We start from the raw sequence: 19,713 nt of genomic DNA, 5'->3' as shown, positions 1-19,713 counted from the left end.
TCATTCGTCGTCGCGCCGCCCCGGCAGCGGCGCGGGCTCCGATCGGCTGTGGCCCATGGCGAGGTAGCCGCCGTCGACGGGAAGGTCGGCGCCGGTGATGAAGGTCGCGCCGGGCCCGCACAGGAAGAGCACGGCGGCGGCGATCTCCTCGGGCTCCCCCACCCGCCGCAGCATGTGGTGCTCGCCCAGTACGGGCCCCCAGGCCGCCCGGTCGCCGCCCGTCATCCGCTCGACTTCGGGGGTCCACACCAGGCCCGGCGAGACGCTGTTGACGCGGATGCCGTCGTCGGCAAGGTCGAGCGCCTGACAGCGGGTCAGCGCCAGCAGCGCCCCCTTGCCGGCGCTGTACGTCCACTGGCCGGGCTGCGCGATGTGCCCCGAGATCGACGCGACGTTGACGACGGCGGCGCCCGAGGTCAGGCGCAGCAGGGGCCCGACTTCGGCGGTCATCATGGCGCTGCCCTTGACATTCGTGCCCAGGCTCCGGTCCCAGTCCTCGGGTCGGGCCCGTTCGCCGCGCGCCAGGAACGCGGCGGCGCAGTTGACGAGGGCGCGCACCGGCAGTCCGACGGCCTCGGCGGCCCGCGCCGCCGCGCGGCAGTCGGCCTGCCGCGAGATGTCGCCGACCACCTCGGTGGCCGTCCCCTCCAGCTCCTTGGCCGTACGGTGCAGGGTTTCGGCGTCCCGGTCCACGAGGACGACGTGGGCGCCCGCCGCGGCGAAGGCGTGGGCCGTGGCGCGCCCGATGCCGGACGCGCCCCCGGTGATCACGCAGGTGGCGCCGGCGAAGTCCCGCGCCGGTCGCCGCGCGGCCGGCGCGGTGCTGCCGGAGGTGGTGATCGGCGCTGTCATGACTGGCCCCAAGACTCGATGGTGCGGCGCTGGAACTCGATGGTGCGGCGCTCGCGGCATGAGCGAGCCGCCTACACATACTCATAGTGACGAGATCATCACCATCCGCAACCGCAGGAGGCTCGCCGGGCCTCGCGCGAGCAGTTGTGTACCGGCGGTCCCCCGGCCCGGCCAGAAAGGACGGCCGCGAGTTGAGCAGGTCTCCGGAGCCCCCGCCCCGCCTCGTCCTCCCCCCGTACCGGGCGGGCGCGGGCGCGGAGGCAGGACGAGGCCGACCACCTGTCGGACGCGCTGCTGCCGTACATGAGCCCGTACGGGGCAGGGGTGCACCCGCCGGGGCCGCCCAGCTGGTCCGGTCGCCGCGTCGGCGGCCTGGAGGGCTTCGCCCGCGGCTTCCTCCTGGTCACCGTCCGCCTCGCCGGGGCCGGGGGCGCGGACCCGAACGGCCGGGACTCCCCCGCCCTCGCCCTCGCCCTCGCCCTCGCCCTCGACGAGGTGTTTTTTCCGCCTGGCGTTTCCGTGACGGTCGACGGCCTAGCGGTGCGCCTGGAAGCAGCGCCCGGAGAGCGTCAATTGCTGATCAGGCCGGGCGCTTCGCGGCCCGTCGTCACCGGGGGACGTTCTTGACCGGGAGTTCCTTGGTCGCGCCCGCGATGTAGTAGTCCTTGGGGGCGGAGAAGAGGACGAAATCGTGATCGTCCTTGCCGATTTTGGCGCGGACGGTGAAATTGCCGTTGGCGTCGGCGGTGGTCTGCGCGTTGGTCTCGGTCTCGTAGTACGTGCGCAGCAGGACGCGGGTGCCCTTGACCGGCCCGTGCCCGGCGGGCCATGCGACCTTGCCGGTGACGGTGAGGGTGTCGCCGGGGTGCACCGTGGTCTTGTCGACCTTGTAGCTGATGGTGCCGGCGACGGGCTGGACGGCCACCGAGGTGTCGGCGAAGAAGAAGTGCCCGTCGTCGGGGTCGCCGGGGTCGTACGCCGCGCGGAACTCCACCTCGTGGCTGGGGGCCAGGAACTTGCTCGGCTTCTTCTCCCAGCGGTCCGCCCGCACTCCCCGGAGCGCGAACCGGCCCTCGGCGTCGGTGCGGAGGGTTCCGAGGCTGCGGGTTTCCCGCTCGGTGGGGTCGATGGGGTCGCCCCACGGGTTCCAGGTGTCGAAGGTGACGTTCTCGCTGAGCTGGACCGGCGCGTCGGCGGCGGGGGTGCCGTCGGCGCGGGTCACCGTTCCGGTGAGGTCGACGGTGCGGTGCGAGAAGTCGGTCGTCGCGGCGCTGCTGGAGAGGGTGACCTTGAAGGGGTCCGCCGGCTCGGCGGCGGCTCCGTGGGCGGCCGGTATGCCGATGGCGGTGGTGGCCATGGCGAGGGCGACGGCCGTGGTGAGCCGGGCGAGGGGGATGCGCGTATTCACATGGGCTCCGCTGGTGTCGTGGGTCGCCGGTGGTTCCGGCACCCGCTTCGACGTGCGGAGTGACGTGCGTGGTTGTAGGGGCCGCGGAGAGTGCATGGGCTGTTCAACGGCTGGTCGTCTGCTGGTCTTCTGCGACAGGAGCGGCGACCGCCCCGAGGTCGCTGCGCCCCTCACTCGCACCGACGCTCACGGCGGGCGCGTGGAAGGATGCTCCCCCATGGGATCACGACTGGTGTTCGGGGACGGCCTGCGGGCCGAACTGGGGTCGCCGAGGCGCGTCCGCAGGCTGGAGAGCAGCCCCCGCTCGCGCGTGTGGCACGTCGAACTGCCGCGAACACCGGGCTGCTTCGGATCGTCGGTTGTGGTGAAGCAGCTCGTCGAGGGCCCCGGCGCCGACGAGCGGTACGCCCGTGAGGTCGCGGCCCAGCGGCTCGCGGCCCGCTCCGAAGTCCCCGTGGCGGCCGCGCTGCTGGCCGCGGATGCCGGGGAGCGGATGCTCGTACTGGAACATCTGGAGCACCGGCGCCCGTCCGGCGACTGGATCGTCGGCTACGCGACCGCGCTGGCCCGGCTGCACGCCACTGCCCGCCCGGAGGACGCGGGCACGCTCCCCCGATGGCGCGGCCCGAACCGTACGGACGTCGAGTCCTTCCTCGGGCTCGCCGAATCCCTCAAGGCCCCTGTCCCGGCCGGGGTTTCGGATGAGCTGCACGACCTCGTGTCCCGCCTCGACCGGGCCCCGGCCAACGCCCTCCTCCACGGGGACCCGTGTCCGGGGAACGACCTGCACACCCCCGCCGGGGTCAGGTTCATCGACTTCGAGCAGGCGTCACTGGGCAACGGCCTGATGGAACTGGCCTATCCGCGCATCGGCTTCCCGACCTGCTGGTGCGTCACGTCGGCGTCCGTGCCGCTGCTGGAGCGGGCGGAGCGCGCGTACCGTACGGCCTGGCGGACCGCGACGGGCTCCGAGCCCGAGGGCGACCTCACCGACGCGTGCGCCGGCTGGCTGCTGCGCGGCGACGCCCTGGTCGAACGCGCCCACCGCGAAGGCGCCGACCACCTCGCCCGCGTCCCGCACGAGGACTGGGAATGGGGCACCGCGACCGCCCGCCGGCGACTCGCCCACCGGCTCGCCGTGGTCAGCCGCATGACCGCCGCCCACCCCGCCCTCACCCGCGTCAGCACCCTCACCGCCGACATGCGCCGCCGCATGCTCACCCGCTGGCCGGCCCTCCAACCGGTCCCGGCCGAACGGCCGTAGGGAACGCGCGGCCCTGGCGGCGGCTAACGTTCCGTCGTGATCGATTCCCCGCTGCCTCTCCTCTTTCTCGACGTCGACGGCCCTCTCATCCCCTTCGGGGCGACGCGGCAACAGTTTCCGGACGGGTACCCGACCTACCGGGCGGCGCGGCCCGTGCCGCGCGGGGGCGGCGCGAACCCGCTGCTGACCAGGGCCAACCCGGCCTACGGGCCACGGCTGGCGGCTCTGCCGTGCGAGCTGGTGTGGGCCACGACCTGGATGTCCGACGCCAACGCGTGCGTCGCGCCGTGGCTCGGCCTGCCGGAGGCGCCCGTGGTGGCGTGGCCGGACCCGTCCGAGGACGAGGGGCGGGACGGGCTCCACTGGAAGACCCGAACCCTTCTCCGCTGGGCGGCCGGAGGACCGTTCGCCTGGGTCGACGACGAGATCACGGACCGCGACCGCGCCTGGGTCGAGGAGCGCTGCCCGGGTCGCGCCCTCCTGTACTCCGTGGACCCCCGTCGAGGACTCGCGGACGACGACTTCCCGGCGCTCGAAGCGTGGCTGCGAGCCGCCGCGTCCGCCGGCCGGACCGGTTCGTGACTCAGGGCGACTCGGGCGCGTGACGGTTTTCCGGCGGGTCCGGCGAGTCCGGCGGGTCCGGCGGGTCAGGCGGGTCAGACAGGTCAGGCGCCGGACGCGGCCTCCTGTGCGGCGCCGGACGCGGCGCGGTGGCGGTCCACGACTCCCTCGATGATTCTCATCAGCCGGTCCCCGGTCTGGACGATGCTTCCGTTCTGCTTGCTGACCTGCGCGCCTTCGAGGAGGAAGGTGATTTCGGCCGCGGCCTGTCCGGGGTCGGGCAGGCGGGCCGCGGCGCACATGGCGGTCAGTCTGCGGGCCTGGTCGGCCTTGTGCTGTTCGATCACCTGGCGCGCCGGGTGGGAGCGGTCGGGGAGTTCGGCGAGGGAGTTGATGAAGGGGCAGCCCCGGTGGGAGATCGCGGGCAGGCCCTCCGCGATGAAGCGGGCCAGGCCCAGGATCTGCTCGGCGGGCCGGTCGGGGTGTTCGGCCTCGACCCGGTCGAAGGCCGCCTGGTAGTCGGCGGCGACGATCCGCAGCCACTCCGCGACCAGCGCGTCCTTGGTGTCGAAGTGCCGGTAGATCGCCATCTTGGTGGTCTCGGCCTTCTCGGCGATGGCCTGGACGCCCACCCGCCGGATTCCCTCGCTCTGGAAGAGCTCTTCCGCCGCGTCGAGGATGCGCTCACGCGGCGGCAGTTTCGCCACCCTGCTCGGTCTTCTCTCGGTCGATGCCATGACTGCTCCGTGACGTCCGGTCGGTCGGTTGCCTGACTGCGGGGGTCTCAGCCCCTGCTACGGTACCAGTCCGTCCCGTGCGATACCGTTGGGTATCGCTAGGGACCTATCGGTATCGTTCTTTCCTCTGGGAGTGACAGTGAGAGTTGCCGAGTACGTACGCTTCGACGCGGTCGGACTCGCGGAGCTGGTCGCCGACGGCCAGGTGACCCCCGCCGACCTGGAAACGGCCGCGCGCGAGGCCGCCGAGGCGGTCAATCCGCACATCAACGCCATCGTGGAGACCTGGCCGGCCGACGACGGGCCCGCCCCCGGCAGCGCGCCGCTGGCCGGAGTCCCCTTCCTGGTCAAGGACATCGGGGTCACCATGGCCGGACGGCGGCTGGAACTGGGCAGCCGCCTCGCCGCCGGCAACACCGCCCGCGCCGACTCCTTCCTGATGCGGCGCTTCCGCCGCGCCGGCCTCGTGACGTTCGGGCGTACGACGACACCGGAGATGGCCTACAGCATCACGACGGAACCGGTGCTGTACGGGCCGACCCGCAACCCGTGGGACCTGGAGCGGAGCGCGGGCGGCTCCAGCGGGGGCGCGGGCGCGGCGGTCGCCGCCGGAGTGGTGCCGATCGCGCACGCCACCGACGCCGCGGGCTCGCTCCGCATCCCCGCCGCCTACAACGGCCTCTTCGGGCTGAAGCCCACCCGCGGCCGTATCTCCATGGGCCCCGACGCCGACGAGGTGTTCAGCGGCCTGGCCGTGCAGGGCGGCGTCAGCCGCACGGTTCGCGACAGCGCCGCGCTGCTCGACCAGATCCGCGGCCCGGAGCCGGGCGACCCCTACTTCGCCCAGGAGCCGCACCGGCCCTACACGCAGGAGATCACCCGCTCCCCCGGCCCGCTGCGCATCGGCGTCCTCCCGCAGGCTTGGGGCGGACGCCGCACCGCCGCGCCGGTCGCCGAAGCCCTCGCCCGTGCCGTGCGCCTGCTCGAATCCCTCGGCCACCACGTCGAGGAGGCCGAGGTCGGCCTCGGGGCCGGCTGGGAGGAGTTCGTCCTGGCCAACGCCCGTCTGATGGCGGCGAACCTCGCGGCCTCCGTCGACGAACTGGCCGCCGCCTTCGGCCGGCCGATCGACGACTCGACCCTCGAATCCGAGACCCTCGCCGGATACCGCTACGGTCAGCAGGTCAGCGGCGCCCAGCTCGTCGCCGCCCTCGCGATACGGAACCGGGTCGCCCGGAGCCTGGCCGGGTCCTTCGACGCGTACGACGTCCTCCTCACCCCGACCGTGCCGGAACTCCCCATGCCCTTGGGCGCGTACGCCGAGGGCGGCGACGCCCTGGACGGCCTCGGCTGGATCGACCGCCTCAACGACCGCTCGCCGTTCACCATGGCGTTCAACGCGGCGGGCACGCCCGCCATGTCCGTGCCGGTGACGGCCGACGCCGCGACCGGGCTCCCGGTCGGCATGCAGTTCGCCGCCGGATACGGCCGCGAAGGCCGCCTCTTCCGTCTCGCCGCACAGCTCGAACAGGCAAGCCCGTGGTCGGACCGGACGCCGGCGGTGTGGGCGGGGAACCGCACGGACGGCTGAGGCGCGGCGACGGAGCCTTGCTCCGCGCGGGCTCCGGCCGGCCCTTACGCGGGACCACCGACACGCTTCTACAGAGACTCCTCTGCAAATAATCCTTTGCAGAGGAGTCTCTGCATTGCGTACCGTCCCGCCATGCCTTCCGAAGAGCCTGAAACCGGCGCCACACAGCCCCCCGTCAAGCCCACCCGCCGCCTCGACGCGCACAGCCTGCGCGGGCTCGCCCACCCGCTGCGGATGCAGATCTTCGAACTGCTGAGTCTGGACGGGCCCGCCACCGCCACCGGGCTCTCCGAGCGCGTCGGGCAGAACACCGGGACCGTGAGCTGGCACCTGCGCCATCTCGCCGAGCACGGGTTCATCGAGGAGGAGACCGGGCGCGGCACGAAGCGCGAGCGCTGGTGGCGGCGGGTGGACGCCACGAACGAACTGAACATGGCCGACTTCCGCGACGAGCCGGAATCCCGCGGCGCGCTGTCGGTCTATCTGCACGAGCTCGTGCAGCAGTACTTCAGCCGCGTCACCAGCTACATCAGCGAGGACTGGGACGACGCCTGGCGCACCGCCGGCACCGTCGCCGACTGGCCGGACCTGCGCATGACGCCGGACCAGCTGGCGGCGCTCAACGCGGAGCTGATGGCCGTCGTCGCCCGCCACACCCCCGCCCCGGATGCCGTACCCGATCCGGACGCGTTGCCCGTGGTCGTACAGCTCCAGTCCTTCCCCCGCCACGAACGCGGCTCCGCGTCGTGAACGCGGTCGTACGCGGCGGGCTGCTGCGGCGGCACCGCGACTTCCGGCTGCTGTGGTGCGGCGAGACGGCCGGCAAGTTCGGGGCGGCCGTCACCGGGGTGACGATGCCGCTGATCGCCGTATCCGTCCTGCACGCCGCCACGTTCGAGGTCGGGCTGCTGACCGCCGCCGCCTGGGCTCCGTGGCTGGTCATCGGCCTGCCGGTCGGGGTGTGGGTGGACCGGACGCGGCGCCGGCCGATCATGCTGACCGCCGCCGCGGTCTCCCTCGTCGTGTTCGCCGCCGTGCCGGTCGCGGCGGCCACGGGCCTGCTGAGCATCGGCCTGCTGCTGGCCGTCGCCCTGCTGACCGGTACGGCGACGGTGTTCTTCCAGACCGCCTACACCGCCTATCTCGCTACCCTCCTGGAACCGGCCGACCAGCCCGAGGGCAACGCCAAGCTGCACGGCAGCGCCTCCGCCGCGCAGATCGCCGGGCTCAGCTCCGGCGGCGTCATCGCGCAGTTCGCGGGGGCGGTGAACGGGATGTTCGCCAACGCCGCGACGTTCCTCGTGTCCCTCCTGTGCCTGTCCGGCATCCGGCACGCGGAGCCGCGCCCCGCCCGCCGGCCGCGCGCCGCCAGGACCGGGCCGACGGATGCCGCCGACGGGACGGCGCGGCCCCGCGGCGCTCTGACCGGTGAGCTCGCGGAGGGGCTGCGGCTGGTCGCGGGCGACACCTGGCTCCGTACGCTCACGCTCTTCGGCGCGGCGTCCAACCTCGCCCTCATGGGGTACCAGTCGATCAATGTGGTCTTTCTGGTCAGGACCGTCGGGCTGCCCTCCGGTTCGGTCGGCGCGCTCGTCGCGGCGGCCGGCGCCGGCGGCGTCGCGGGGGCCTTCGCCGCGCGCCGGGTCGCCGGGCGGGTCGGTACGGCCCGCGCGACGCTCCTCTTCGAGCTGGGGCTCTCCCTCTTCGCCCTGCTCATCCCGCTGACCACGGGCGGCGCCGGGGTCCTGTTCTATGTGGCGGGCGGGTTCTGCGTCTCGGCCGGCGTCGTGGCCGGGAACGTCATCAAGGCGAGCTTCCAGCAGCGCTACTGCCCGCCCGAGCTGCTGGGCCGGCTCACCGCCACCACGTCGTTCCTCAACTACGGGACGATCCCGCTCGGGGCGCTGCTGGGCGGCGCGCTCGGCGCCGAGCTCGGTCCGCGCGCCGCGATGTGGATCACCACGGCGGGCATCCCGCTGGCCGCGCTGATCCTGGTCTTCTCACCGATCGGGCGGTCCAGGGACCTGCCGACATCGCGCCGCCGACCGGAGCCAGAATCGAACGGACCGCGGTATTCGGCGCGCGAACCGGTCTCGCCCCCGCACTGAACGGGCGTTCCCCGCGCCCTCCCGACGGGCTCGACGCCGCCCGGCCACCCCTTATGACCGGGAAGTTCGCCACCGTCCGGCGACCGCCGTGGAGCCGGAGAGCTTCGCCGCGGCACCGGAGCGGACACCTCCGCTACGACAGAATCACACAGGCTATGTTCGAATCCGGGCGATCACTGTGGAAAGCTGAGCCCGTGCTCTCCATGCCCATCCGGTCCACCGGAATCCTGGCTCTGTCCCTGGCGCTCATTACCGGCTGTTCCGCCGGCGCGTCCAAGTCCGCGCCCGAAACGCCTTCGAAGGCCGCCGAGCAGAGCGCGTCCGCGAAGTCCGGCGAAGATATCCGCCTGCCTCAGGCCAACGCCTCTTTCGACTACCAGATCGGCGGGCCGTACACGCCCCCGGACGGTGTTCAGGCGGTGTCCCGCGACCGAACGGCCAAACCGGCCAAGGGCCTCTACAACGTGTGCTACGTCAACGCCTATCAGACCCAGCCCGGCAAGGCGATCGACTGGTGGAAGGAGAACCACGACGACCTTCTCCTGCGCGACTCCCATAAGGAACTCGTCGTCGACGGCCCCTGGAAGGAACCGCTCCTCGATATCTCCACCCCGGAGAACCGCAAGGACCTCCTCGACATCGTCGGCCCCTGGATCGACGGCTGCGCCAGTGCCGGATTCGACGCCGTGGAACCCGACAACCTCGATTCCTACGAGCGCTCCCACGACCTGCTCACCGTGGAGGACGCCGCGGAATTCGCCAAGCTCCTGACCCGCCGGGCCCACGACAAGGGCCTGGCCATCGCCCAGAAGAACACCACCGACCTCCTTGAGCAGCACGAGGACATCGGCTTCGACTTCGCCGTCGCCGAGGAATGCGCGCACTACAAGGAGTGCCCGGACTTCATGGACGCCTATGACAACAAGGTCTTCGCCATCGAGTACGAGAAGGACGATTTCGCGGCCGCCTGCACGTCCTGGGGCAAGGATCTCTCCGTCAATCTGCGCGACCGCGATGTGGTTCCCGCCGGCAAGAAGGGATATGTCTCCAAGCGCTGCTGATGAAGCGCGCCACTGAATGAGCGATATTTTGCGTTACTGGCGATGAGTTGCGGACGAGGGGCGCTGCCGTGCGGCAGCGCCCCTCGTCCGCTGTTCGGGAGCCATCCGGCTCGCTCAGGATTCGTCGCGTTCGCCGCTCAACGAGTCCTTCACTCCGTCGGCGCGGTCCTTCAAGTCGTCGACCGCGCCCTTGGCCTTCCCCTTGGCCTGATCGGTCTTGCCCTCGGATTTCATGCGCTCGTTGCCGGTCGCGTTTCCGACGGCTTCCTTCGCCTTGCCCTTGATCTTGTCCATCGCGCTGTTCTCACCCACGGGAGACTCCTCACGGTCTTGGATCACTGACGAACCCAAAGTAGTACAAATGGCGCTATGAGGTCCATCGGAGACCTATGTCAGCTCTGCTCGCGACATCTGCCGTTCACGCCCCTTCGGGAGCATGCAGGTGCGGGTGCCCGGAATTCCGCCGCCCAACCGTCCTCATCCGAGGGCATGGGCCGGATCACCGCTGGTCGGGTCGGCGCCGGCCCCCGCAGGCGCGCGGCGACGGGCGCATGACCGGTGTATCGACCAGGCGGCTCCGCGGGTGCACCATCCCGACATCCGGGGCATGACTCAGCAACCTGACCGAAAGGCGTGGACATGGCCCTGCTGGACCCCCTGGCATCGGCGCTCCTGAGCGGTGCGGTGGAGGTGGTCGACCTCACGACCCCGCTGAGCGAGAGCACACCCGTCATCGAGCTGCCCCCCGAGCTGGGCCAGGCCCGGCCGTTCGAAAGGGAGCTGATCAGCCGGTACGACGCGAACGGGCCGGAGTTCTACTGGAACAACCTCCGGCTGTCGGAGCACACCGGCACCCACTTCGACGCCCCCGTCCACTGGCTCTCCGGCCGCGGCCTCGACGACGTCGCGTCCGTACCGCCGGCCCGGCTGGTGGGCCCCGCGGCCGTGCTCGACTTCCGCGCCCAGGCCGCCGCGGACCCGGACTACCTGCTCACCCGCGAAGACCTCGACGGCTGGGCCGAACGGCACGGTCCGCTGCCCGAGCACGGCTGGCTGCTGCTCCGTACGGGCTGGGACGCCCGCGCGGGCGACCGCGACCGGTTCCTCAACGGGGGCCACAGCCCCGGCATCGGCCCCGAATGCGCCCGCTGGCTGGCCGAGGAGACATCGGTGCTGGGCATCGGCGTGGAGACCGTCGGCATCGACGCGGGAGCCGCCGGGTCCTTCGCCGACCGGCCGTTCCCCTGCCACTGGCACCTCCTCGGCGCGGGGAAGTACGGGCTCACCCAGCTCCGCAACCTGGACCGGCTGCCCGTCACGGGCTCGATGGTGCTGGCAGCGCCGCTCCCCATCGTCGGCGGCTCCGGCAGCCCGGCCCGCGTCCTCGCCCTGGTCGAGAGGTCCGGGAAGGCCGAGGAAGCCGAGAGGTCCGAGAAGGCCGAGAAGGTCGGCGACGTCAAGAAGGTCGAGAAGGTCGAGAAGGTCGAGAAGGTCGAGAAGCCAGTCGATGAGCATGAGCGATGAGCAGATGAGCGATGACCCGGGGATGGAGCGCAGCCGCGAACTGCTGCGCCGCCACCAGGAACACACCACGCGCAGGCCCCGCACCTTCACCGCGCTGCGCAAGGAATGGGACGTCTTCCCCGGCGTCTTCTCCCCCGAATTCACCCCGGTGACGGCCATGTTCACCGCCTGGCTCCCCTATCCGCCCGGCGGCTCCTTCCTGGAGGTCGGCTGCGGCACCGGAGTCACGGCCGTCTGGGCGGCGCTGCGCGGCTGCCGCCGCGTCGTCGCCGTCGACATCAACCGCGCCGCGGTCGAGAACACCCGCGCCAACGCGCGCCGGCACGGCGTCGCCGACCGGCTCACCGCCGTCCACAGCGACCTGTTCGCCGCGCTGCCCCCGGACGCGGCGTTCGACGTCGTCTTCTGGAACTCCAACTACGTGGAGCCGCCGGCCGGTTTCCCCCTCGACACCATGCTCCACCACGCGTTCTTCGACCCCGGATACGCCGCGCACCAGCGCTTCCTCGCCGAGGCGCCGACCCGTCTGACCCCCGGCGGCCGGCTCCTGCTCGGCTTCAGCGACGTCGGCAACCACGAGCATCTGAGGGAGCTGTGCGATACGTACGGGCTGACTCTCTCCACACTCCGCTCCGAGGTCCGCGAGCTGCACACGACCGTGGAGTTCCAGCTCCTGGAGCTGACCCCGGCCCGTCGTCGGCGGTGATGCCGCGCCGCGTCACCCCATCGGGTCTCTTGACAGGCGTTTCGGCGCGAAAGCGCCGCGCGTCGGCGAATCTTGCCCGCGCCGGTCCGTCGGACCTCGGACCGGCGGACGGACCGGGATCACCGGTATCACTGGGGAAGGGAAATTCCACACTGTGAACTTTCGTAAGCGCGCCGCTGTCGGCCTGATGGCCGCGTCCCTGCTGGGCAGCGGCCTGGCCCTCGCTCCTGCGGCCTCCGCCGCCCCCGCCGCCTCGACCGCTTCAGCCGCCTCGGCCATCAACATCGCGGGCACCGCCCCGTCCTGCGTCAGGCGGGACGTCATCAAGCACAAGAAGTACGTGAAGGTCACCAACGGGTGCGGCCGTGCGATGCACCTGAAGGTCGTCATCGACTGGGGGCCCGACTCGCGGTGTCTGACGTACCAGAACGGCGAGCAGTGGCAGTGGCACTGGGGCCGCGGCTCGTACGGCAAGGTCGTCACCTGCTGAGCCCCTGCTCACCTCCACCGCGCTCATGAACGCGGCCGCGGCCCCCGGTGGCGTGCACCGGGGGCCGCGGCCGGCCTGGAGCCCGTACGGCCCGGCGGCGCCGATCAGAAGAAGCGCGAGCTGCCGACCGGTCCGGGCGAGCCGACCCGGGCGCGGGTGCCGGTCAGCCAGCCCGCCGCCGTGGCCGTCACGAACGCGGTGAACGCCTCGTCGGGATCGGGCGGCGTGTTCCCGTCCCCCGGATCGGGGGTCCCGTCGGCCCGTACGATCTCGGCCGCGATCTCCGCCTCCGGCCGGTCGTCGGCGGGCAGCCGCTCCGTACCGCTCTCGCCGGCGTGCAGCTTCTCCCCCCAGGGCTCGACGGCGAATTGGCAGAGCAGCCCGCTCATGTCGGCGCAGGCGACCGGGGGCTGCGTCCAGCAGGTCGCGTGCTCGTAGAGGACCTGGCCGTCCGCGCGCTCGCGGAGGGCGACGGCCGTCTCGTCGTCGAGTTCGCGGAGGTCGTAGGCGACGACGACCGTGTCCGTACGGCCGGGCGCGTACGGCTCGGCGGGCAGGCCGAGGACCTCGGCGGCGGCGAGGCCCAGGATGCGCTGGGACCGGCCCGGCAGCAGGGAGACCGTGCGCGGCTTCAGGCCGGTGGCGGCGAGGACCGCGGCCAGCCGATCGAGTCCGGCGCGGCACTGTTCGACGGTGTCCTGGACGTAGGCGTAGCGGCCTCTCATGCCGGACGTGAAGCCGTACGGCGAGAGGGCGCCCAGGTAGCCGCCGGTCAGGGCGTAGTGCCAGCCGCGCAGGTCCCGGCCGTCGAGCGGGCCGGCCGCCGCCGCGAGTCCGGCCCGGTGGAGCATGCTCCGGACGCGGTCGTGGGCCCATTCCCAGCGGGCGTCGTCCGGGGCCGGGAGCTGGGCCGCGGCGTCGCGCGCCCGGTCGAGCTCGCCCGCCAGCAGGGAGTTGAAGACCAGGAGGTAGCGCTCGGGCCAGGGGTGCAGTACGGCTTCGCGCTCCGCGAGCACGGCGACCGCTTCCCCGTGGCGGTGCTCGCGCTCCAGGGCCGAGACCAGTTCGGCGCGGAGTGCGCGCGACTCGGGGGCCTGCCGCAGCGCCTGGCGTAGGGCCGGTACGGCCAGGAAGGACACGCCGCGCTCGACGCAGGCGTAGCCGAAGTCGTAGAGCGCCTGCGGGTTTTCGGGTTTCTTCGTCAGGCCCTTCGCCGCCTTCGCGAGGTCGTCGAAGTCCGCCGCCGCGGCGAGCCGTCGCACCACTTCGGCCAGGTCGCGGAGCGGGGCCGTGTCGGCGAGGGGGCGCAGAGCCCGTACGGTCCCCGGAAGGTCGCCCGAGTCGAGGAGCTGACGGGCCTGTTCGAGTTCGTTCGTCATCAAAGGTGATCTTTGTCCGGGGCGCATCGCGACGCAACGGGTTTTCGCCCGGCTGTGCGCGGAGCGTTCCCCTCGCCCTTACTATCGCCCGGTCGCTCTCACCGCTCTCTCCCCTTCTCTCTCTTCTCTCCCTTTCCTCTTCCGTCTTCACAACTCTCCCTGGAGAAACTGTGATCGCACATATGGTCAACCGGAACGACAAGTTACCGATCACCGCCGCCGCATTCCTGGCCGCCGCCTCCCTGGTCGCGACCGCGGCGCCGTCGGCCGTCGCCGACCCGGCGCCCGCTCCCGCGCTCACGGCACTGCCGTTCCTGCCCGGCGACTGGTACAGCCAGCCGACCGGGCTGAACGAGGAGGGCGCGGTCTCGGGGTATTCGACCTCCCCCGACGGCATGTACCCCGCCAACTACCGTGACCGCGCGGTGCGCTGGGACTCCGACGACACCATCCACGCCCTGCCGCCGGCCCCCGGCGATCTGTACGGCAGGGCCACCGAGATCAACAACTCCGGTACGACGGCGGGGTACTCCTGGTCCGCGGGGACCTCGCAGTCCGCGCGGCAGGGACACGCCGTGCGCTGGAGCGGCACCGGCGACGTCACACCGCTCGCGCCCGTACCCGGCGACGCGTTCTCGCGACCCGCCGCCCTCAATGACGCGGGCGCCGTGGCGGGCACCTCCTGGACGGGCGACGTCTCGCCCGACGAGGGCCATGGGGTGGTCTGGAAGCCGGACGGCACGCTCGTCGCCCTGCCGCCGCTGCCCGGCGACGCCTACAGCGCGCCCGTAGCCATGAACGGCACGGGCGAGGCCGTCGGGTACTCCTGGAACGGCGGCCTCTCGACGCGGCACGCGGTGAAGTGGAGCCCCGGCGGCGCCGCCACCGACCTCGGCGCCCTCATCCGCGCCAAATGGCCGCAGCACGGCGCGAGTTCCGCCTTCGGCATCAACGACTCGGGCGCCGTCATCGGAACCGCCGCCCGGCCCGAACCGGCGGGTCCGGTCGAGCCGCACGCCGTCGAGTGGGGCGACGACGGCACCGTGAAGGACCTGGGACTGAACGCCTCCGCCACCTCGATCAGCGACCAGGGCATCGTGTCCGGCTCCCGGCGCACGGACATATCAGTCAAAGCGACCGCCGTGCGCTGGGCCCCCGACGGCACGGCAACCCCGCTGGCGCTGCCGGGCGACATGCGCGGCAACGGCAACGGCGCCCAGGTCAACGACGCGGGCACCGTCGTCGGTGACGCCTGGGACGGCATCCCGAGCCGCGAGAACAAGCGCGCCATGCGCTGGGGCGCCGACGGCAGCGCCGTCGATCTGGGGAGCGCACCCTCCGATCCGTACAGCTCGGCACTGTTCGTCAACTCGGACGGCGCCATCGCGGGGGTATCGATCCGCACTCCCCTTTACACCTATCTGGGCGGTACGCACCACGCGGTGGTGTGGCGTCCCTGAGGTTCCCGCAGGTCCTGCGGCGCGGAGTCAACGGCCGGGCCGGGCGCGGCGACCCCTGTCGAATCGACGCGGCGGATATCGATATGAAAGGGTGAAAACTGGCTGAAACCAACTCTGAAAGGAGGCGGCATGTCCTCGAAGCGACGCCGCAAGAAGAAGGCCCGCCGCAAGAACGGCGCCAACCACGGTAGCCGTCCTCAGTCCTGAGCTGACGGCCGCCTCGCGGTACGCCCGAGTCGCGCCGCACGGAAACGGCACACCACCGTCGCCCAGGCCGGCCCGCACGCCGCACCGACCGGCGGCCTCCCCCGCGGAGGCCGCCGGCGTCTTTTTTCTCCTCGCCACTTTGCTCGGCTCTCCCCCCGTTATCTTCTTCGCGGTCCTGCCCCTGCTCCCGACGCAGGGCGTCACCACCGGCCTCGCCGCGCGGCCGCGCACCTCGAAAGTCCTCCGCCTCCGAACAGGCCGCCTCTGACCTCTGAGCAGGCCGCCTCCGAGCGCACCAAGGCCAGCCCACACCGCACCCCCCCTCAAGCGTGGACTGCTCCCCGCTTCTTGGTACGCTCGCCGAACGTAAACGGGGAACAGTCCCCAAATGTTTGGGAGCCACCATGAGCATCGACTCGATAACCGAATTGACCTCGGCCTTTCCCGGTTTCCTCACCGACCCCCACCCCGCCTACCGGGCCCTGGGCGCCCAGGGCCCGGTGCACCGGGTGACGATGCCCGCCGGCGAGACGGTCTGGCTGGTCCTCGGGTACGACGCCGTGCGCACCGCGCTCGCCGACCCTCGGCTGCGCAACGACATCCGGCACTCGGCGGAGTTCAAGGACGACGGCGGTTTCGCGATCGGGCTCAACATGCTCCAGACCGACCCGCCCGACCACACCCGGCTCCGCACGCTCGTCGCCCGCGAGTTCACCGCCCGCCGCATCGCACGTCTGCGCCCGCGCATCGAGCACATCTGCGCCGAGCTCCTCGACGGCATGGCCGCCGCAGGCCGCGCCGATCTCGTGAGCGACTACGCCTTCCCGCTGCCCGTCACCGTCATCTGCGAGCTCCTCGGCGTCCCGGCCGCCGACCGCGCCGCCTTCCGCGGCTGGTCCGGCGACATCGTCGCCGTCGCCGACGCGGAGGCCGCGGGCGCCGCGGCGGTCGCCATGACCGGCTACCTCACCGGCCTCATCGAGGACAAGCGCCGCCAGGACCCGGACGAGGACGGCGACCTGCTGCACGCGCTCGTACGCACCCACGACCAGGACGAGGACCACCTCACCCCCGAGGAACTCCTCGGCATGGCCTTCCTGTTGCTCGTCGCCGGACACGAGACCACGGCCAACCTCATCTCCAGCGCCGTCCACCACCTCCTGGGTCACCCCGACCAACTCGCCGCGCTGCGCGCAGATCCGGCCCTCGTGGACGGCGCGGTCGAGGAGGCGCTGCGCTACGAGCCGCCCGCGCAGATCGCCGCCTACCGCTACACCGCCGAACCCATGACCCTGGCCGGCACCCCCATCGAGCAGGGCGAACGCGTCGTCCTCGCGCTCGGCGCCGCCAACCGCGACCCCGAGCGGTTCGCCGACCCCGACCGCTTCGACATCCACCGCGACCCCGCCGTCAACCGCGCGCAGATCGCGTTCAGCCACGGCATCCACCACTGCCTCGGCGCGCCCCTCGCCCGCCTCGAAACGGCCGTCGCCCTGCCCGCGCTCCTCCAGCGATTCCCGGGCCTCGCCCCCGACGACACGGCGGACGCCCCCGAGTGGCGCCCGAGCCTGCTGCGCGGGCTGCGCAACCTGCCCGTCCGCTGGTAGCCCGGCGTTCCCTCGCCGGTCCGCTTCCGGCGCCCGCGCGTATGCGGATGCGGATGCCGGATGCGGATGACGGATTCGGATGCCTGACCGGCCTGAGACGTCTGAGGCTCCCTTGCGGCTTCTGCGGTGTAACGATGCTTATGCGGACGGCGCGACGGGGGACGACCCTCGCGCCGCCGGTAACGGGGAGAAAGGCTCCCTCGTCAGAAGGGAAGAAACACCATGAGCATCCGCAACAACCGCAGCCGCAGCCGCATCACCGTCGTCGCCGCGGCACTCGCCGGGGCCGCCGCGATGTTCGCGGCGCCGGGCACGGCCAACGCGGACCCGGCCCAGTGGCCGTGCGACCCGTCGGAGTTCTGCGTCTACCACGACGCGCAGGGCGGCGGGAGCCACCTGTCGCTGTCGGACGGCGTCTACGACCTCGGCGGCGTGGCCGGGAACCTCAACGACCACGTGTACTCGGTGAAGAACATCTCCGGCGGCAACTGGTGCCTGTACCGGGACGCCGGGTACGAGAACCAGATCCAGCTCATCCCGGACGGCGCGGCCATCGACCTCAACGCCGACGTCGCCAACCAGGTCAGCTCCGTCAAGTCCTGCTGACCCCGGCCGGATTCCGTCCGGCGTGTGAAGCGCCCCGGCGCAGGCGGACCATGCCTGCGCCGGGGCGCACGGCCGCGCCCGGCGCCGAAGCGGCCGTCCCTCAAAGGTCGTCGGGCCACACGAGGGGCGGGAGACGGTCGGCGAGCCGGCGCTCCTGGGCGGTCAGCGGCACGTCGGCGCGGACCCGCTCGGGGTGGCCCGGCGGCGGTCCGGCCAGGGACGGCGGGGACTGCGGCGGGGACTGCGGGGGTGCGGAGTGTTCGGTACGTGCCACCGTGCGTACGGGCGGAGGCATTTGGCCGGTCACGTGCAGCGTGCCGAAGGCCACCAGGCCCTCCCACAGAGAACGCCACAGGGGACGCAGAAGTCGGCCGGCCACGCGGTGTCTGATCCCTGCGTTGGGCATGGCCGCAGGGTGCCAGCGGCCGGTCGAGGCGGGATGGTGTCCGGCTGGGGTGACGGCCGAAGCGGGTCGGCACGGCGGCGCGTCAGGACGGCAGGACGGCAGGGCGTCAGCGGGAACGACGGCCGATACGCGCCGGGGCGCCTTCTGCCCACGGCCTCGGCAGGACCACGACCGCCCCGGCCCGGCCCGGCTGATGTGGCGAGTGCGGTGCGCGTCAGGCGGCCGTGCGCCGCCGTCGGGCGTGCTTCTTGTGCGCGGACTGGCGGGACACGCCGAGCGGCTCGGCGATGTCGCCCCAGGCCCAGCCCAGTTCGCGGGCCCGGTCCACCTGCCGGGCCTCCATGTCCTCGACGAGGCGACGCAGCAGGCGAACGGCGGCCAGCCCCTCGCGGACCCCGCCGGATGCCGCGGCGGCCACGAGCCGGTTCACCTCTGCTTCATCCACTCCGTCCACTTCTTCCACGGCCGTCAACCTAGGCTGACTACCGAGGGTCGTCAAGCACTCACGAAGCCATAACCGGAATTGGGCTCACCGCCCCTGAGCCGCCGCTCAGCCGCCCCGGATAGGGGCCTTACGCGTCGATGCCGAACTCGGCCAGTACCGCCTCGGTGTGTTCGCCCAGCGCCGGCACGGCGTCCATCCGCGCCTCCGTGTCCGTGAAGGTGATCGCCGGGAGTACGGCCTCGACCGGGCCGACCGGGGTCTTCACCGTGCGCCAGCGGTCGCGGGCCGTCAGCTGCGGGTGGCCGGCCAGGCCGTGCACGGAGTTCAGCCGGGCGTTGCCGATGCCCGCGTCGTCCAGGGCCCGTACGAGCTCGGCGACGGACAGCCGCGCGGTCACCTCGCCGATGAGGCCGTCCACGGCCGCGCGGTGGCGGCAGCGTGCGACGTTGGTGGCGTAGTCCGGGTGCTCCGCCAGGTCGGGGCGGCCCAGCACCTCGGCGGCCAGGGCGCGCCACTGCCGGTCGTTCTGCACGCCGATCAGTACGTCCGTGCCGTCCGCCGTCGGGTACGCGTCGTAGGGGACGATCGCGGGGTGGCCCAGCGCGGCGCGCGGCGGCTGCGCACCGGTGTGCAGTGTGGTGTAGAGCGGGTGCCCCATCCACTCGGCGATCGCGTCGAACATCGACACCTCCACGCACGCTCCGCCGCCGCCCCGCTCCCGCCGCAGCAGGGCCGCCAGGACCGAGGAGAAGGCGTAGAGGCCGGCCCCGATGTCGGCCACCGGGATGCCGGTCTTCACTGCCTCCCCCGCGGTGCCGGTCACCGAGGCGAGGCCCGTCTCCCCCTGTACGAGCAGGTCGTAGGCGCGCTTGGTGTGCAGCGGGCCGCTGCTGCCGTAGCCGGACATCTCGACCACGACGAGGCCGGGGTGCGCGGCGCGCAGGGCGGCCGAGCCGAAGCCCAGCCGGTCAGCGGCGCCCGGCGCGAGGTTCTGGACGAAGACGTCGGCGTGCGTCAGCAGGGCGCCCAGCGCCCCACGGCCCCGCTCGGTCTTGAGGTCCAGGGCGACCGATTCCTTGCCCCGGTTGAGCCAGACGAAGTGCGAGGACATGCCGCGCACCGCCTCGTCGTAGCCGCGGGCGAAGTCGCCGCCGTCGGGCCGTTCGATCTTGATGACGCGGGCTCCGAGGTCGGCGAGATGGCGGGTGGCGATCGGGGCGGCCACCGCCTGCTCCAGGCTGACGATGGTGACGCCGTCGAGTGCGCGCATGGTTCCTCCGGAGGCGTGGCGAGGCGAGGGC

The 19,713-nt window shown here is 72.3% G+C and carries 20 protein-coding genes and 1 pseudogene; 13 read left to right on the top strand and 8 right to left on the bottom strand.

Annotated elements, in window-relative coordinates; translation table 11 throughout:
* Positions 1-852, bottom strand: a complete 852-nt coding sequence (locus tag AB0I49_RS20905) for an SDR family oxidoreductase (RefSeq protein WP_363228504.1) — start codon at positions 850-852, stop codon at positions 1-3.
* Positions 853-1,113: 261 nt separating this feature from the next.
* Between AB0I49_RS20905 and AB0I49_RS20900 the strand changes: the two are divergent.
* Positions 1,114-1,479: pseudogene (locus tag AB0I49_RS20900) on the top strand (DUF2264 domain-containing protein); the annotation flags it as partial.
* Here the strand turns inward: AB0I49_RS20900 and AB0I49_RS20895 are convergent.
* Complete coding sequence (locus AB0I49_RS20895) at positions 1,460-2,260, bottom strand: acyl carrier protein (RefSeq protein WP_363228503.1); 801 nt, start codon at positions 2,258-2,260, stop codon at positions 1,460-1,462. The pseudogene AB0I49_RS20900 and the gene AB0I49_RS20895 overlap by 20 nt on opposite strands.
* A 217-nt stretch (positions 2,261-2,477) precedes the next feature.
* On the opposite strand from AB0I49_RS20895, the gene AB0I49_RS20890 reads away from it, so the two are divergent.
* Positions 2,478-3,524, top strand: a complete 1,047-nt coding sequence (locus AB0I49_RS20890; RefSeq protein WP_363228502.1) for an aminoglycoside phosphotransferase family protein — start codon at positions 2,478-2,480, stop codon at positions 3,522-3,524.
* Between the two features lie 36 nt (positions 3,525-3,560).
* A complete protein-coding gene (locus AB0I49_RS20885; protein WP_363228501.1) occupies positions 3,561-4,106 on the top strand; it encodes an HAD domain-containing protein in 546 nt (181 codons plus the stop codon).
* An 83-nt stretch (positions 4,107-4,189) separates the two neighbouring features.
* On the opposite strand, the gene AB0I49_RS20880 is transcribed toward AB0I49_RS20885, so the two are convergent.
* Complete coding sequence (locus tag AB0I49_RS20880) at positions 4,190-4,822, bottom strand: helix-turn-helix domain-containing protein (protein ID WP_363228500.1); 633 nt, start codon at positions 4,820-4,822, stop codon at positions 4,190-4,192.
* Between the two features lie 139 nt (positions 4,823-4,961).
* Here AB0I49_RS20880 and AB0I49_RS20875 point away from each other — a divergent pair, with 139 nt between their 5' ends.
* The 4 genes from AB0I49_RS20875 to AB0I49_RS20860 all read left to right on the top strand — a co-directional run bounded on the left by AB0I49_RS20875 (position 4,962) and on the right by AB0I49_RS20860 (position 9,582).
* Entirely contained in the window at positions 4,962-6,413 is a 1,452-nt protein-coding gene (locus AB0I49_RS20875; protein WP_363228621.1) for an amidase, read from the top strand.
* A gap of 132 nt (positions 6,414-6,545) precedes the next feature.
* Positions 6,546-7,163 (top strand): winged helix-turn-helix domain-containing protein, encoded by a 618-nt coding sequence (locus AB0I49_RS20870; RefSeq protein ID WP_363228499.1) that lies wholly within the window; start codon positions 6,546-6,548, stop codon positions 7,161-7,163.
* The gene (locus AB0I49_RS20865; RefSeq protein ID WP_363228498.1) at positions 7,160-8,521 is read left to right on the top strand and encodes an MFS transporter; all 1,362 of its coding nucleotides are present in this window, start codon (positions 7,160-7,162) and stop codon (positions 8,519-8,521) included. Before AB0I49_RS20870 ends, AB0I49_RS20865 begins: the two co-directional genes overlap by 4 nt.
* A 203-nt stretch (positions 8,522-8,724) precedes the next feature.
* Positions 8,725-9,582: an endo alpha-1,4 polygalactosaminidase gene (locus tag AB0I49_RS20860; protein ID WP_363228620.1), complete on the top strand. Its 858-nt coding sequence runs from the start codon at positions 8,725-8,727 to the stop codon at positions 9,580-9,582.
* A gap of 114 nt (positions 9,583-9,696) precedes the next feature.
* Here AB0I49_RS20860 and AB0I49_RS20855 read toward each other — a convergent pair whose 3' ends face one another.
* Entirely contained in the window at positions 9,697-9,894 is a 198-nt protein-coding gene (locus tag AB0I49_RS20855) for a CsbD family protein (RefSeq protein ID WP_363228497.1), read from the bottom strand.
* 327 nt (positions 9,895-10,221) lie between these two features.
* On the opposite strand from AB0I49_RS20855, the gene AB0I49_RS20850 reads away from it, so the two are divergent.
* From AB0I49_RS20850 to AB0I49_RS20840, 3 genes are all read left to right on the top strand, one after another.
* Entirely contained in the window at positions 10,222-11,106 is an 885-nt protein-coding gene (locus AB0I49_RS20850) for a cyclase family protein (protein ID WP_363228496.1), read from the top strand.
* The gene (locus tag AB0I49_RS20845; RefSeq protein WP_363228495.1) at positions 11,090-11,812 is read left to right on the top strand and encodes a methyltransferase; all 723 of its coding nucleotides are present in this window, start codon (positions 11,090-11,092) and stop codon (positions 11,810-11,812) included. The genes AB0I49_RS20850 and AB0I49_RS20845 overlap by 17 nt, the downstream gene beginning before the upstream one ends.
* Positions 11,813-11,966: 154 nt before the next feature.
* Positions 11,967-12,302, top strand: a complete 336-nt coding sequence (locus tag AB0I49_RS20840) for a hypothetical protein (protein ID WP_363228494.1) — start codon at positions 11,967-11,969, stop codon at positions 12,300-12,302.
* Between the two features lie 104 nt (positions 12,303-12,406).
* On the opposite strand, the gene AB0I49_RS20835 is transcribed toward AB0I49_RS20840, so the two are convergent.
* Positions 12,407-13,681: a hypothetical protein gene (locus AB0I49_RS20835; protein ID WP_363228493.1), complete on the bottom strand. Its 1,275-nt coding sequence runs from the start codon at positions 13,679-13,681 to the stop codon at positions 12,407-12,409.
* Positions 13,682-13,863: 182 nt separating this feature from the next.
* On the opposite strand from AB0I49_RS20835, the gene AB0I49_RS20830 reads away from it, so the two are divergent.
* The 3 genes from AB0I49_RS20830 (at position 13,864) to AB0I49_RS20820 (ending at position 17,561) form a co-directional block, all read left to right on the top strand.
* Complete coding sequence (locus tag AB0I49_RS20830) at positions 13,864-15,141, top strand: hypothetical protein (RefSeq protein WP_363228492.1); 1,278 nt, start codon at positions 13,864-13,866, stop codon at positions 15,139-15,141.
* A 611-nt stretch (positions 15,142-15,752) separates the two neighbouring features.
* Positions 15,753-16,955 (top strand): cytochrome P450, encoded by a 1,203-nt coding sequence (locus AB0I49_RS20825; protein WP_363228491.1) that lies wholly within the window; start codon positions 15,753-15,755, stop codon positions 16,953-16,955.
* A gap of 222 nt (positions 16,956-17,177) precedes the next feature.
* Complete coding sequence (locus AB0I49_RS20820; protein WP_363228490.1) at positions 17,178-17,561, top strand: peptidase inhibitor family I36 protein; 384 nt, start codon at positions 17,178-17,180, stop codon at positions 17,559-17,561.
* A 100-nt stretch (positions 17,562-17,661) separates the two neighbouring features.
* Here the strand turns inward: AB0I49_RS20820 and AB0I49_RS20815 are convergent, their stop codons facing one another.
* The 3 genes from AB0I49_RS20815 to AB0I49_RS20805 form a co-directional block, all read right to left on the bottom strand.
* On the bottom strand, positions 17,662-17,967 hold the full coding sequence (locus tag AB0I49_RS20815) for a DUF6059 family protein (RefSeq protein WP_363228489.1): 306 nt from the start codon (positions 17,965-17,967) through the stop codon (positions 17,662-17,664).
* Positions 17,968-18,181: 214 nt separating this feature from the next.
* Positions 18,182-18,412, bottom strand: a complete 231-nt coding sequence (locus AB0I49_RS20810; protein WP_363228488.1) for a hypothetical protein — start codon at positions 18,410-18,412, stop codon at positions 18,182-18,184.
* Between the two features lie 127 nt (positions 18,413-18,539).
* Positions 18,540-19,682, bottom strand: coding sequence for a CaiB/BaiF CoA-transferase family protein (locus tag AB0I49_RS20805; RefSeq protein WP_363228487.1), 1,143 nt, complete (start codon positions 19,680-19,682; stop codon positions 18,540-18,542).
* Between the last annotated feature and the right edge of the window lie 31 nt (positions 19,683-19,713).

It is taken from the genome of Streptomyces sp. NPDC050617 (assembly GCF_040654795.1).
Lineage (GTDB): Bacteria > Actinomycetota > Actinomycetes > Streptomycetales > Streptomycetaceae > Streptomyces.
The sequence above is the reverse complement of the archived record's forward strand: the minus strand, read 5'-3'. Positions and strand labels throughout refer to the sequence as shown.